General features: G+C 37.2%; 16 protein-coding genes. 13 read left to right on the forward strand and 3 right to left on the reverse strand.

Annotation, left to right across the window (positions count from 1 at the left end):
- The first annotated feature begins 10 nt into the window (after positions 1-10).
- Positions 11-3232, forward strand: a complete 3222-nt coding sequence (locus F0361_RS14520; protein WP_154919609.1) for a T9SS type B sorting domain-containing protein — start codon at positions 11-13, stop codon at positions 3230-3232.
- A 918-nt stretch (positions 3233-4150) separates the two neighbouring features.
- On the opposite strand, the gene F0361_RS14525 is transcribed toward F0361_RS14520, so the two are convergent.
- Positions 4151-4831: a hypothetical protein gene (locus F0361_RS14525; RefSeq protein ID WP_154919611.1), complete on the reverse strand. Its 681-nt coding sequence runs from the start codon at positions 4829-4831 to the stop codon at positions 4151-4153.
- A gap of 379 nt (positions 4832-5210) precedes the next feature.
- Here F0361_RS14525 and F0361_RS18790 point away from each other — a divergent pair, with 379 nt between their 5' ends.
- From F0361_RS18790 to F0361_RS14545, 5 genes are all read left to right on the forward strand, one after another.
- Positions 5211-5366, forward strand: coding sequence for a hypothetical protein (locus tag F0361_RS18790; RefSeq protein WP_170258009.1), 156 nt, complete (start codon positions 5211-5213; stop codon positions 5364-5366).
- A 20-nt stretch (positions 5367-5386) separates the two neighbouring features.
- Positions 5387-7030, forward strand: coding sequence for an ATP-binding protein (locus tag F0361_RS14530; protein WP_154919614.1), 1644 nt, complete (start codon positions 5387-5389; stop codon positions 7028-7030).
- A 7-nt stretch (positions 7031-7037) separates the two neighbouring features.
- Positions 7038-7703, forward strand: a complete 666-nt coding sequence (locus F0361_RS14535) for a DNA-binding response regulator (protein ID WP_154919616.1) — start codon at positions 7038-7040, stop codon at positions 7701-7703.
- Positions 7704-7876: 173 nt separating this feature from the next.
- Positions 7877-8602, forward strand: a complete 726-nt coding sequence (locus F0361_RS14540; protein WP_154919618.1) for a hypothetical protein — start codon at positions 7877-7879, stop codon at positions 8600-8602.
- A 32-nt stretch (positions 8603-8634) separates the two neighbouring features.
- Positions 8635-9003: a PH domain-containing protein gene (locus tag F0361_RS14545; RefSeq protein ID WP_154919620.1), complete on the forward strand. Its 369-nt coding sequence runs from the start codon at positions 8635-8637 to the stop codon at positions 9001-9003.
- Here the strand turns inward: F0361_RS14545 and F0361_RS14550 are convergent, their stop codons facing one another.
- Entirely contained in the window at positions 9004-9816 is an 813-nt protein-coding gene (locus F0361_RS14550) for an endonuclease/exonuclease/phosphatase family protein (RefSeq protein ID WP_154919622.1), read from the reverse strand.
- A gap of 144 nt (positions 9817-9960) precedes the next feature.
- On the opposite strand from F0361_RS14550, the gene F0361_RS14555 reads away from it, so the two are divergent.
- From F0361_RS14555 to F0361_RS14575, 5 genes are all read left to right on the forward strand, one after another.
- Positions 9961-10707: a toll/interleukin-1 receptor domain-containing protein gene (locus F0361_RS14555; RefSeq protein WP_246160905.1), complete on the forward strand. Its 747-nt coding sequence runs from the start codon at positions 9961-9963 to the stop codon at positions 10705-10707.
- Between the two features lie 123 nt (positions 10708-10830).
- Positions 10831-11169 carry a membrane protein insertion efficiency factor YidD gene (gene yidD, locus F0361_RS14560; RefSeq protein ID WP_211361177.1) on the forward strand — a complete coding sequence of 113 codons (339 nt, stop codon included), beginning with the start codon at positions 10831-10833 and terminating at the stop codon, positions 11167-11169.
- Between the two features lie 18 nt (positions 11170-11187).
- Positions 11188-11376, forward strand: a complete 189-nt coding sequence (locus F0361_RS14565) for a hypothetical protein (protein ID WP_154919624.1) — start codon at positions 11188-11190, stop codon at positions 11374-11376.
- A gap of 194 nt (positions 11377-11570) precedes the next feature.
- The gene (locus F0361_RS14570) at positions 11571-12389 is read left to right on the forward strand and encodes a hypothetical protein (protein WP_154919626.1); all 819 of its coding nucleotides are present in this window, start codon (positions 11571-11573) and stop codon (positions 12387-12389) included.
- An 18-nt stretch (positions 12390-12407) separates the two neighbouring features.
- Entirely contained in the window at positions 12408-13367 is a 960-nt protein-coding gene (locus tag F0361_RS14575) for a hypothetical protein (protein WP_154919628.1), read from the forward strand.
- 53 nt (positions 13368-13420) lie between these two features.
- On the opposite strand, the gene F0361_RS18740 is transcribed toward F0361_RS14575, so the two are convergent.
- Positions 13421-13594 carry a hypothetical protein gene (locus tag F0361_RS18740; protein ID WP_161598244.1) on the reverse strand — a complete coding sequence of 58 codons (174 nt, stop codon included), beginning with the start codon at positions 13592-13594 and terminating at the stop codon, positions 13421-13423.
- Between the two features lie 118 nt (positions 13595-13712).
- Here F0361_RS18740 and F0361_RS18970 point away from each other — a divergent pair, with 118 nt between their 5' ends.
- Together F0361_RS18970 and F0361_RS14580 are read left to right on the forward strand one after the other, a co-directional pair.
- Entirely contained in the window at positions 13713-14090 is a 378-nt protein-coding gene (locus F0361_RS18970; protein WP_394349875.1) for a DUF6804 family protein, read from the forward strand.
- A gap of 16 nt (positions 14091-14106) precedes the next feature.
- A complete protein-coding gene (locus F0361_RS14580) occupies positions 14107-14511 on the forward strand; it encodes a hypothetical protein (RefSeq protein WP_154919630.1) in 405 nt (134 codons plus the stop codon).
- Positions 14512-14517: the final 6 nt, after the last annotated feature.

Raw genomic sequence — 14517 nt, forward strand, 5'->3', positions numbered from 1 at the left:
CATTTAGCATTTGAAAAAATACCTACTTATTCTTCTTCTGGCCTTTTACAAAGTGCTTTCCTCACAATGTCCAACAGGTGATGTAAACTTATTTTATCAACAGGATGTTGTTGATTTTGTTACCAACTACCCTACTTGCGATATAATAAACGGCAACTTGTTTATTGGTTCAGAAGTTACGGACATTTCCGCGCTAACGAGTATAACTCGGGTTGAAGGATCTTTAGAAATAGAATCCTCCAAAATCACTGATATTTCAAATTTTGATGACCTAATCTACATCGGTGGTGACCTAATTTTAAGGAATAACCGTGAACTTGCCAATATAGACGGGTTGAACAATTTGGAAATCGTCGGTGGTAATTTCTCTGTTTACATTAATCAAATGGGATTGATATCAATTTCTGGTTTTGGAATGTTGCAAAACGTTAACGGTTCTTTTTCCATTTCACATAGCCCTACTTTACAATCCATATCAGGATTTGAGAACTTGGAAACAGTTGGTCATTTTTTTTCTATTGGTCATAATGACGAACTAATATCTATACCTAATTTTAATGCTTTATCTACTGTAGGTTTTTCCACCGGTACTGGGGGATTGGGAATAGTCGATAACCGTAAACTTTTGGAAATTGATGGTTTTACTGCACTTATATCGATTGCGGAGAACCTTCTAATTAGTAGTAATACCCAGCTGAGATTTTTAAACGGTTTTCAACGTTTGGAAAGAGTTTTAGGAATTGAATTGAACCGATCTGAGTTTTTAACTGAAATACCAGATTTTGAGAATCTTACATCTATAGGAAGTAGTTTGCAGATTACCAATTTAGGTCTCACTAATTTGGATAGTTTTAATAACGTTCAAGTGATTGGCGACCTAAATCCAAGTGGGGGAAATCTTTATATAAGCGATAATAACTATTTAGAAAGTATTAATGGGTTTGCAAACCTTACTAGGTTAGAAGGAGGTTTAAGTGTGGTAAGTAATCAAGTTTTATTAGAAATGGATGGCTTTTTTGGACTCACTGAAGTAGGGTACATAATTGTTTCCGCGAACGAAATTTTGCCAAGTCTTGAAGGTCTCCAAAATATAATGACTGTAAATCTCGATGGGGGCACTGCAATTGGAATTGGATCCAATGACTCCTTAAATGATTGTTCCGCTCTTTGCAACCTTTTTGAATTTGGTAGTATAACCGGTGAAATTATATTTAGAAGTAATCCCTCTAATTGTAGCAGTGAGGCTGAGGTGAGGGAAGAATGCATTCCCGATTTTGACGATGATGGAATTTTGGACGATGATGATTTGGATGATGACAATGACGGAATTTTGGATACTGTAGAACAGGATGGAGACCCTGAAAGAGATACCGACAATGATGGATTTCCTGACCACATGGACTTAGATAGTGATGGGGACTTATGTTTTGATGTTATAGAGGCAGGGTTTACAGATCCCGATGGAAACGGCACACTGGGGAATACCCCAGATCTTGTAGATTCAGATGGATTGATCGTTGGAGCAATTGACGGGTACACAACTCCTTTGGATTTTGATTCAAATCTCGTTTTTGATTTCCAAGAAGCAAATACGTTAAGCCCTGGAACAGATGCTGAAATAGGTATTTGTTCAAATGACCCATTACTTGATTTGCTGACAATACTTGGAGGCAACCCAGATTCTGGGGGAGTATGGAGTCCATCTTTAGTTAGTGGAACAAACATTTTTAACCCTACTTTAGATACCTCCGGTCTTTATACATATACTGTCGATAATGGAATTTGCGGCGTGCGTTCTGCTACAGTTAATATAACGGTAAATGAAGAACCTTATGCAGGTACTGGTTCTACTATTTCAGTTTGCGCCAACGATGTGCCCTTTGACCTAATTATTGGTTTGTCAGGAAATCCAGATATTGGAGGCAATTGGAGTCCGGCCCTGTCGAGCGGAACGGGCATATTTGATCCAGCAATCGATTCCGCAGGGATTTACACCTATTCCGTTTCCAATGATAGCTGCGAGGATTCAACCGCAACCGTTGAAGTATTGGTCAACACACCACCAAATGCCGGGATGGATACTGAAATTAATGTTTGTTTGACCGAAAGTCCCTTCAATCTATTGGAACGTTTGGAAGGTTCTCCTGAAAATGATGGAACATGGTCTCCGTCTTTGAACGGCAATGGCAACTATTTTGACCCTCTCCTGGATGTGGCCGGAGAATATACTTACTCAATAACCAGCGACTCGTGTCCGGACAGTACCGCAACTATCATTGTCAATGTATTCGATGAACCAAATCCCGGTAGTAATGGTACTATTGAAATTTGCGCTAATGACCCACCTATAGATTTGTTCACGATTCTTGGAGGCAATCCAGAAAACGGAGGTAATTGGTCACCCTCACTATCCAGTGGTACAGGAATTTTCGACCCAAGTTTGGACCATAAAGGAATCTACACGTACACGGTAAATAATCTAGGGTGTGAAACCAAAGATGCAACAGTTCAGGTTGATATATTGGAAATGTCAAATGCTGGAGATGATTCTTCGGTCGAAATCTGTATAAATGAAGGGTTGGTAGATTTATTCGATTTTATTCCAGGCAATCCTGACACCAATGGTACATGGACACCAAACCCTGCAAGTGGAACCGGTATCTTTGACCCATCAATTGACCCTTCGGGTGTTTACACTTATACTGTTACAAATTCTCTATGTGGCGATGATTACTCCAACCTGGAAGTTTCGATATTAGATGTTTACCCAATCACAAATTATGAACTGAAAACAACGGATTGGAATGGTGACAATCATATGAGCTTAGAAATTGAATCTGAAAGGACCTACGAATATTCCTTGGACGGAGAAAACTATCAATCCAATAACACCTTTAATGGTCTTTTAGGAGGTTTCCACACAATTTATGCGAGGGAAATAAATGGATGTGGGATTTTGGAAGCTGAGTTTTCTGTAATTGATTTTCCAAGATTCTTTACACCTAATGGCGATACTATAAATGATGAATGGCATTTGATAGGATTGACCAATGAAGAATATTCTTTGTTCATTTATGACCGATACGGAAAACTTCTTAAACAACTTTCCAATGTAAATCCTTCTTGGGACGGAATTTATAATGGTCAGCTGCTACCCGCTTCGGATTATTGGTTTAAAGTTCATTTTATAGATGGGAAAACTTTGACAGGTCATTTTAGTTTAAAACATTGAAAACAGTCAAAGCAAAAGTTTCAAACCCTACCCACCCCTTATTAACCCACCAATCAACTCCCTAAAATCTGCATATTTTTAACCGTCAAACCCTAAAAACAATCGCATAGCACCCTAACAGCCCCCCCTAAACACCACCCTAAAAAACCCCTTAAACCCCATTCGATTTTGACTATAAACCACATAACACCTTTGTAACACCACCATACACCCTACTTTAACCATTACTTGGACAATATGCAAGCTTAACGCCTTGTGCTTAGTTGGTTTGTATTCTTATGAAATCCAATTTACAATACTTGACTCAAGGGTTACCCATTACCCTTGTATTGAACAAGAATGAATACCCTATTTTAGAAACTATTTAGCTTCAAATGGTACAGTGGGTACCTTGAGTTAATGGGCTTTGGTGTTAAATTTCCAATTAGGGTACGTAAAGGGACTCTGTTTTAGGGGTTGGCACCCTATCAAAAGTACCCCCACACCAAACCTGAGCCGTACATATCCAATCAACAACATTTACAATTCCTATACAAGCCTATACCCATAACAGTAAATCTCCCATCCCCGAAGCCTACAAACCACATACCCTTATCCAATATTAGTAATTCCCATCTAAGCCCGAAACCAAAGCCGCTACTCCCTTGTTTGCTAAAATCCAAAATAAGAAAAATCGCAGACCCGTAATAATACAGGAACTATATATCGAAGTCTGGTTGGTACCTACCCTATCCGAAGAACAAATCAAAGAGGTGGTTAATAATGATTTGGTAGACGAGGAGTTAGAAACCTGGCCGATGAGTAAAGACCTCTATAGAGGAGAAGTAGGGCAAAGGCCTAATATCACTGAAAAAGTGAAATATAAGGAGCTAGAAATTAGCTATAACTGAAATTCCAAAATAGTCAAACGTATTATACCTATTTGATAAAAGTACCTGACTTATATATATGCTTAGGAACGTATTTCTCTATTATATATGGTGTTATCGCTTTTAACGTTTCTCCATTAACCGGATGTTTTCCAGCATCCGTAAAGTACTCAAGGGTCTTTTCATCAACCTTGTAATACCAAATCAATGGGTCTTTTGTTTCCTCATTAAAAAAGTTAGTTGCTGCATCTACGTCCACTTTTTTCATTCTTTCTAGTTTAAATTCGTTTAAAACACTTACACCATTGGTTTGATGAGAAGTGCAGTTAACCTTCACATATTCGTTTCCAGTCCAAGTCATACATCCTTTATCAAAAAGCTGAAAATAAACCAGTACCACCCCAATAAGTAGAAGACTGGCTCCAAGGAGCATTTTCCATGTCGTTCCTTCCCATTTAAGTCCCTCTCCCATTTTCCTTTTCCCCAAATAATCGGAATAGGATAGATAGCCCAAATATCTACATAATTCGTCTACGGTATTTTCGGACTGTTTAGAGTTCTCCCCATTTTTTTCAATGTACTTCCCATACAATCGTTCCAATGTTTTATAACTAAGGTTACAGGAATCAGCTACATGATTGCATAAGGAGTTCTTTGAGTCATTGACGGAAGTCCCTTTGGCCTTTTCAAAGACCTTTTCGACAATTTCTTTAACCTTGGAATCCTTCATATCCCTAAAATTACATTAATAATTGGTCTTTCCATAATTTCAAATTCCTCTGTAAACGCCTGTTTTCATTGGTGTCCAAAACAAGTCAAAAACTTGTCCAAGGTCTGTCTAAGCTTTTACCCCCTATCCTTCATTTCTTTGGCCCAGATTGATTACTGCCATAGTTAGCTACCATGGCAACCTCGAGAATCAATCGCCCGGAAATCTAATATGCGGTCGGTCTAGACCCGATTGAGAAGTAGGTTCAACACTGCCGCATTTAGATTTCTACTTCTCAAAAACCGGGAGACGTCCCTTCATTTTCAAGGCGGTATACGACCGCGGATTTAACTGGGTAATAACTCGGACAGCCTTTGGCATGTCCAAAAAACAATACAAAATGAAACGGATTTATATAACAATTTTTACGGTTATCCTCAATGGGATGTTATTTTCTTGCGACCCTGAGGAATTGGTCCAATCGGAAATACAAGTTGAGGCCTGTTGCGGCGATGGTGAAGATGTTCCACCTCCTCCACCACCACCAGATAAGTAATTAATTTATACATTAGAGGAATGGAATTTAAAAAGATTTCATTCCTCTTCTTTATAATGGTGGCGGTGAATAGTATCATCGCCCAAAAAGAGATTGACAGTTCCTCTTATTATTACAAGGCAATTTTAGCGCCACAGACTTCCGAACATCTTCCCTTGGGGATTCAATATTATAAGAAGCAACTGGAACTGCACAAAAAGCAAAAGGACACTATCCATACCATTAGTGATTTAAGATTGCTCGCCATTGGCGAATTTAAGATTGGCAATATCTATGACAGTGAAACGTACATTGTTGAGGCCTTAAAACATGTAAAGGCCAACTCCTTTGCTGATACATTGGTAAACGCAAAAATTGGATTGTATAATCAATTGGGCAGAGTATACCGTTCCCAATTAAATTTTGACGAAGCCATGAAAGCCTTCAATGAGGCCCTTGGAGTTGCACCCACGATTAGGGATAGTATTGTACCCCTCAATAACAAAGCCAATATTTTCAAAGACCTTGAAAAATATGATGATGCTGCCAAAATCTATGCCTTTTTGGTGGAAAAAAGCCGCATTTTGAACGATAGTCTTCAATGGGCCTTGGCCCTTGACAATCTTGGAGCGGTTCAATCAAAGCTAAAAGATGACGGAGCCTTGGATAACCTGATCAAGGCAAAGGAAATCCGCCAAAACAAAAACTATTTGACCGGCCTGTATTCCAGTTTCAAAAACCTATTCTATCACTTTATGGATCTAGGGGATGATGCCACTTCCAAAAGCTATGCCGACAGTGCCTACGCAGTTGCCAAAAATATTAACAGCAGCACCTATAGAATAGATGCCCTTTCCCTCTACCTACAACAAAGTAAGGATCCAAAAATAGCCGCGTACAAAGCGTTGAAGGATAGTATGGAAATCGCTAAAACCATCACCGAAAACAAAAGTGCATATGCCAAGTACAATTTGGCCGAAGAACAAAAAAAGACAGAGGCCTCCAACCTTTTAAGGGAAATTGAAAGGAGAAAACGAATACAGTATCAGGCTTTGGTATCAATCGCCACAGTGTTACTGTTTGCTTCCTTCTTCGTTTACCGGTATCGGTATAAAAAAATGAAGGTGGAGGAAGTCTACAAAACTGAATCCAGAATTTCCAAAAAAGTCCATGACGAAGTGGCCAATGATATGTACAAGGTTATTACCAATTTAGAACTGGATGGGGAAAATAAAGAAACTACTCTGGACAAACTTGAAAAAATCTATCTAAAAACCAGGAATATTTCGAAGGAAACGGGCGACATCGATGTTGATTCCAACTTTGGTATGGTCCTAAATGATATGCTCCTTGGATATAAAAATAAAAAGGTAAGTGTGGTGACAGTTAATCTGAACAAGATTCACTGGGAAAAGTATTCCAGCCTAAAAAAGGTAGGAATATATAGAGTGCTACAGGAACTCATGACCAACATGAGGAAACATAGCAAGGCGACCTCGGTTGCAATTTCCTTTGAAGGTAAAAAGAAGAAACTTCAAATAAAATATAGCGATAATGGCATTGGATGTACGCTTAAAAAGACCAGCGGACTTCAAAATGCGGAAAACCGTATTCATTCATTGGACGGAAAGATTAGTTTTGAAACCAGCCCAGGTAATGGCTTTAAGGCTACCATTTTAGTTTAGCGGAGGTATGTTCAAAAAAGTTTTGATAGCGGAAGATATGGAGGACATCAATAAAGGTGTCTTTGCCATGCTCAACGAACTTGGAATCCAAGAAGTACAACAAGTGCAATATTGCGACGATGCATACATGCGCATTCAAAAGGCCCGCTTGGACAAAAAACCTTTTGACCTTTTGATTACCGATCTTTCGTTCAAGGAAGACTATCGTACCCAAAAATATCCCAACGGTCCTGATCTCATTGAAAGGATACGACAAGATGACCGCGACATGAAAATTATTGTGTACAGCATCGAGGATAAAATACAGGTTGTAAAGAAACTTTTCAACAGCTACAAAATCAACGGATATGTTTGCAAGACCCGTAGGGGATTGAAAAACCTCTCTAGTGCCATAACGGATATCATGAAAGGAAAAAAATATGTCTCACCAGAGGTTGATAATGCGCTTTCAACACATTCCGATCTGGATATCAATGATTATGACATTGCCCTTCTGAGCCATCTGTCCAAGGGCATGTCGCAAGAAGAAATAAGCGATTATTACAAAAAGAATAATATTTCCCCAGCAAGCCTAAGTTCCATTGAAAAACGATTGAACAAACTTAGGGTCGACTTCAACGCCAACAATGCCATTCAACTTATTGCCATTGTAAAGGATTTGGGACTTATTTAGTTTCAAAACTTTAAATCTTTGATCCATTACGGGATTCCGTAAGGCTGTTTTTATTTATCTATCTAGGTTTACGTCCAATACATTTTACACTAACCCATGGCCTGCTTGCCGATGAAGTATTCGGGGGAAACGCTGATTTGGTAGGTTAGGCCTTATTTAAAACCATACCCAAAATGAAAAGATTGACCCTTTTGCTACTTTCAGTTTTACTACTTTCCAACCTACACATAAGGGCTCAGGACAATGGTGCGGCCATTGCCGGGGCCGTAGCTGGAATTGCGGCCATAGGAGCCGGAATTGCCGCAGTGGAACAAATGAAAGAACAAGCCGAACTGTCGGCAACGGAATGGTTTTTGACCAATCATCCGGAATACAATCAATTCTCGCTCAAAACTTTGGACTTTGATGGAAAGAAGTTAAAGGACATGTCCACCACTTCCGTAATTACCTTTAAAATACAAGAGTTCGATATCTATAATAATGAACCGCTGCTCGGTGAAAAATCGGTGTTGTTTGGTTTTACCAGTTATGGATGGATCAACGAGTATGGCATTGATTTCAATAAAGTCCAGTGGTTTCTTATTAACAACGATGAATGGATGAATATGATGACTGCCTATTCAAAAGTTGCCTCGGGAGTAGAGAACGAATCCATTATTCGTGACGCGCTGACCAACGGCAAAGTATTGAATAGAGGAATTAAGGGCAAAAAAGGTCAAGATGTGGATTTTTATAAAATAGACGGGGACATGTATTTGGTTACCGACTATTCAGACGATATGAAATTCATATACAATGAAAGAAGTTTAGGAATCTATCTTAAAAAGACGACGGACCTTGTACAGATCAAACGTAATAGTATCATTGAAATCCATGAATTTTTCTTTGATGAAAATTAATATGTTGAATTAATGGATAGATATTTTAAGTTATGGATTTGATTGTTTCATTTAGTGTAACCAAACTGTGGCCAACAGAAGAAGCCCAGAAAATGTTTGGTGATTTTTTAAGAAGTGATGAACAAATATTGAATGCCTATACCCACACCAGGGACAATATTGTTTTCACCAACAGACAATTGATCTGTTATGATGTTCAAGGGCTAACTGGTTCAAAAAAAGAATGGCGATTTTTCCCATATTCTAAAATCTCCTCATTTTCTATAGAAAGTGCCGGTACATTTGATTTAGATACAGATTTCAAAATATGGGTTTCAGGAGTAGGAATGTTTGAGATGAAATCTCATAAAAACCTAAATATTAGAGCAATAGCTAAATTCCTAGCTAAGACCATAGGCTAACTATTTATCAATTTGAAATTCCAGATGAACAGGCAAATGATCCGATAATTTCCTAGAGTCCTCCAGATTCTCACACACTTTTACAAAATCGATGACGCTACCCTTTTCTTTTCGTACCCCTCTATAAAAAATATTGTCTATGGGGTAGTTCAAATAGTTGTGCCCGTCGCAGGCATGCTTTAAGGTAGTGGGCTGATTGGAAATGGCCGACTTAAAACCAATGCCTTTAATTTCATTAAAGACGGCTTCATTTTCATCCACATTAAAATCCCCGGCCAAAATAATGGGGTGATGGGAATCATTCTTCGCCAAATACGCTGAAATAGCGGCTATTTCAGCTTCCGGGTTTTTGTCGTGCGGGCGGGAATGAAAATTGAGGACGGTCACTTTTTCTCCATCCATATAGAAGTCCAAACAAAAGGGCTCCCTATCCACCAGTTTCGCCAAATCCTTGATCAGCGCTCCCCTATTCTTGATTTTTATATGCTTGGTTTTCCAAATAAAGGCATAGCGCTCGGTCACGTATTTGGAGCTGTTGGTGGGATCACTGATTACGTAGTCCCATTGCGCACCTTTTCTATTTAATATATCCGACAATTTAGCCACGGCCTGTGCACCCCCATACCCTGCTACCACCTCTTGAATCGCTAGGATATCCGCATCACGGACAATTTCAGCCATCTGTTCCAATTCCGCGCTATTCTTTGATTTTCCAAAATCTCGGATATTCCAAGAAACCAGGCTTATGGATTCTTGGGAATGGATTCCAAAATGGACGAGTACTACTAAAATCAGTAGAAAAAGTTGCTTCATGGATTAGATTTATATAATCGAAAATAACCAAAATTCAGTTGGCTCTTTACGGGTACCCGTAATCTAAGGACATGACTTCTGTTTAAATTGCTTCGGTAAGTAAAATTAATTATAACCTGAATAATAGAAGCGGAAAGATGAGTATTGAAGAATCAGATAAATCCCCTTCGTAAATCAATAAAAAATAAAAGCACGATGGCAAGATGTACAGCACCACACCGGGGACATAGAACAGCTAGCGGAAGGGCGAATTGTCCTGCCTGCGGAGGACGAGGAGGATATAGTTCATATTCATCACCTTACTCATCTTACAGAAGTAATTATGGAAGTGGAAGCTTAAGTAGTGGAAGCATAAGAAATAAAAAAGCAAGTTGGTCAAGTCCTACATCAAGTGTCTACTATACTTCGGCAGAAATTCGAACTTTAACACCAGTTCGTGAAAATGTTGAAAAACGTGCTGTTATTCCTGACCTTCGAGATGTTTTTCTTTGTCACGCTTGGGATGACCGAAAAGACTCCGCAAAAGAATTACACGACTTACTTGAAGAAAATGGTGTATCTGTATGGTTCAGTGAAAAGGATGTATTGTTAGGTTCATCTTTACTACGAGAAATTGATAAAGGACTTGCGAATTCAAGAGTCGGAATTGTTTTAGTAACACCAAATTTTATTAACCGAGTAAGAAATGAAGGAATTGCCGATAAGGAACTTTCTGCACTTTTAGCCCGTGATTTACTAGTTCCTATAGTTCATTACACAACATTTGAAAAGCTACGCGAAGTGAGCCCTTTACTAGGTTCAAGAAGCGGACTTGACACTAATGAAGAACCTATGAAAAAAGTGGCGTTGAAATTAGCGGAGTTAGTTAAAGTAGAAGAAGAAATAATTTAACCAAACAAAAAAATTTACACAATATAATTATGTGTAATTGAATGAACACTGCTAAAATAAGCAACTATGCATGTACGAAATTGTTGTAAAACTGTTGAACCAATATTGGAAAAAACAGAAAAAATGAAAATCGGAAATAACTCGTTTGAGATAAGTACGAGTGAAAAAGATGCTATAATCATTCAAAGACATTTTGCAAAGCTTACGGCTATGGATTTGGAGATTCAGAAATTACCAGTACCCAAGAAACCAAATTGGTTGAACCTCGTAGTGCGATTTCTACGCTATTATCAACAAAATTTCTCGGAAAGATTAGGCAATAGATGTGTTTTTGACCCAAGTTGTTCAAGATATTCGGAATTAGCTTTTAGAGAAAAAGGATTTTTTAAAGGACTTAAATTAACATTAAATAGACTTAAAAGATGCCAACCCAAAAATGGCGGAATCGATACACTGTATTAATCAACTATACCATAATTTATGCAATACAAAATAGAACAAATTGGAGCTGAATTTTCTAACAAGGCAATTACCGGACTTGAGGGTAGATTTAATAAATATTCGGAAAAAGGATATGAATTTCATTCCGTTTTTCAGGTTCAAAAACCTGGATGTTTAGGAATAGGTTCGCCTTCAATAACGTATTTAGCAGTTTACGTAAAAAAATAAAAGCCTTTACCTTCCTAGCTATAATTGATAACTAATTTATTTCTAAATTTATTTTTATTAACAAATATCACGGCTCAATTTCTCTCGGACAATTTACCTTGGAGAGGTCCATAAAAAAACCAAAGCTCAAACTGATAGCCTAAACCTGATAATTAAAACTATAAGTAACTATTGTTTAATTCAAAATTATAAACATGAGAGCAAAAAAAATAATCAAGCAATTAAGCTTTACCTTATTTTTAGGTGTTTTATCCATTAATTACTCCTCGGCCCAAAGTCTGAAAGAAATTAAAGCAATCAAACTAAAACTTCAGAAAGAAAATTTGAAAATGTTCTTTTTGGGGGCAATTTATTTCTGTTCCGATACTGATTTCGGTCAATTTCTAGATAACCCTCGTTCCAACGAAGAATATAAGAATGGGGGAAATTGTTGTTCTGCCTCCGTTCCAAGTCCATATATCAATTTATCAGAGTATTATATTTATGCAATGGAGGGTGACCGAAGTATTTTTGATAATCAGAATAATCCCTTCAAATTAAGAGAGGTGAGAAAAAATTGGGAACCAAGAGTGACAATGACTAATGATGAAGCAAAAAAAGTTGATCCTACCGAATTAAAGTTCAAAGATTACAGAGGTGCAACCATTAGTACTTACGATATGAAATCGGAACAAATTAAGTTTGGCGTTGGGCATTATGTTTTGGTCAGTTTTGCAGGTACTCAGGGGGATTGGCATGGAACAATAGACTTTAGATATAAAGGTGGTAAACATCCTATAATCCAAGGTTTTAGTTTGTCAATAGAGGAAGCGGAAAAGTTGTTTAAATATTTTGAAGAAAATGACAGCAATCCTGGGCCCTTTTCAACAAAGAATTTAAATACTATAATAACATACTCATTCGAAAGACCAGATTATGATGATAGATTGAGTATGCTTGAAGTGAAGGTAAAAAAAGTAGAATATTTTTATCCTGATGGGTGGGATAAAAAAATTGGAGAAGTAATACTTTAATTATTAAAAGCGAACAGAATGAAATCCGTCAAGTTTAGTTGTAAACTTTTATTTATGGTTTTCACAACATTGCCTTTGGCAATGTGTACTACCGATGAGAACCTTGCCAGTCAAGAAGAATCTGCAAAATTAGTTGAGCTTGAAAGTGTTCGTTCAATGTCCCCACACAACGCCTGTAATGGATTCACTCTAAACAAAGTGATAAACGATACATGGATTGAGGAAAACTATCCCAATGTAAACCTAACTTTGGGGTCTGCGGGTAGTAATTCCCGTATCTTGGGAGAATTTGGAGCAAGTGATGCGGATTCCGAACTAGAATTCAGAATGGTTATTGCTCGAAAAAAAACGATTGACAAAAACAAAGAATCTTTCGCCAATGTAATTTACCGAAGCGATGGAAGATATAATGTATTGGACGCTGTAATGACCCAAACCGATTATTATTTTTATAAAAAAGGAGGAGGAACCCTTTTTATTACGCAAGACAAAAAGTATAAAACGGAGCGTTATACTTTTGGAGATAGATATGTTGAAGGTTTTGCTTTTTCATCTGCTGCCCAATTTGCCTCTGATGGCAACAACCCTAAAGGTATAATTGACAAGGATGAAAGGTCTATTTATTATACTGAGGATGATGTTTTCTCTGCTGATGAAACCCAAACTATTCCAATGTATTTATTTGTAGACTATAGAATGCTCATACAGTTACGTTTTCTTATTAAAAATGGTGCGCGTGACGTAAGTTTTATTGGATTAGATGCTGATGGGACAGAAATACCAATTAACCTAACAAGTGATTCTAATCTGATTGCTCTATCAGAAGAATTTGAGTCCAAAAATATTGAAACACTCATTTTTACAGCAAAAGCGGACTATCGAATTGATTATTTTAGAGGAATCATATTCTCCAATGAATCTGATGACAGTGAAATTCACTATATCGAATACAAATATGGTGACCCAATTTATAATTAGAAAATAACAGACTACTCCTTTTTTTTTTTAAGTGTTAGGTTTGGAAATTGATTTTATATGGTAACAAAAAGCCATTGTATAACAGTTTCTGCTATCAATTCCAATTCCGCACTATTCTTTGACTTACCAAAGTCCCTGATATTCCAGGAAACGAGGCTTATGGATTCTTGGGAATGAATTCCAAAATTGACTAGCAATAAGAAAATCAAAGAGAAAAACTGCTTCATGGACTTTAAATTTTCAATCGAAAATAACCAATAATCATTTGCTCCGTTACGGGAATCCGTAAACAAAAGCAGGTTAAAAAACCTAGGTTTGAAATGAGTAGAAGCGAAAACTTTAGGTATGAAGTACATTTTTAAAAATGAAATTATTAGTTACTTAAGCCTGGCAAGTTGTTTCCTGTTATTGCTTGCCATAGTACAAATGCCTTCCTATTACTATCAATTCTTAAGAATCTTTATAGTCATATCCGCCATAATTCTCGCTTTTAAAAACCATAAAGTACTTTTCATGCTTCTTGCATTTTTACTAGTTGGTTACCTATTTAATCCGATAGTACCAGTTTACCTATATCAAAAGTCAATATGGATACCGGTGGATATAATATCCGCACTACTATTCTTGGTAAGCTCATTTGAATTAAAAAGGAAGAAAACCTTCATACCGTACAAAAACAGAAAAACTCAGAATAAATCATACGGCAGAGATAAAATTTATTAACCAGTCAATAGTATATATGGAAAACTATCCGATTTCAGAAGAAGTAAAAAGTCATTTTTTAAGACTCTATCAGATAGCCTTAATAGATGACGACTTCAGCCCTTTGGAAATGAAATTATTATATCATTTCGCAGAGGAAAGAAATATTTCAAAAGAACAATTAGACGAAATCCTAATTGCCAATCCTGGAACGGTGACCATTCCAGAAAGTATAGAGAAAAAAATAGAATATCTATATGACTTTGCCCTTATGATATGGGCAGATGAGGAAGTAACCGAAGATGAATATGTTGCATTAAAAAAATACTGTAGAAAGTTTGAGTTTCTTGAAGAGAACATTGTACAATTAGCGGATTATCTCATTGCTTCCGCCAAAGAAGGCAAAAGTAAAGAAGCCATATTACTAGAATTAAATAATTAATGTTTC

The sequence above is a fragment of the Maribacter flavus genome, from assembly GCF_008386635.1.
GTDB lineage: Bacteria > Bacteroidota > Bacteroidia > Flavobacteriales > Flavobacteriaceae > Maribacter > Maribacter flavus.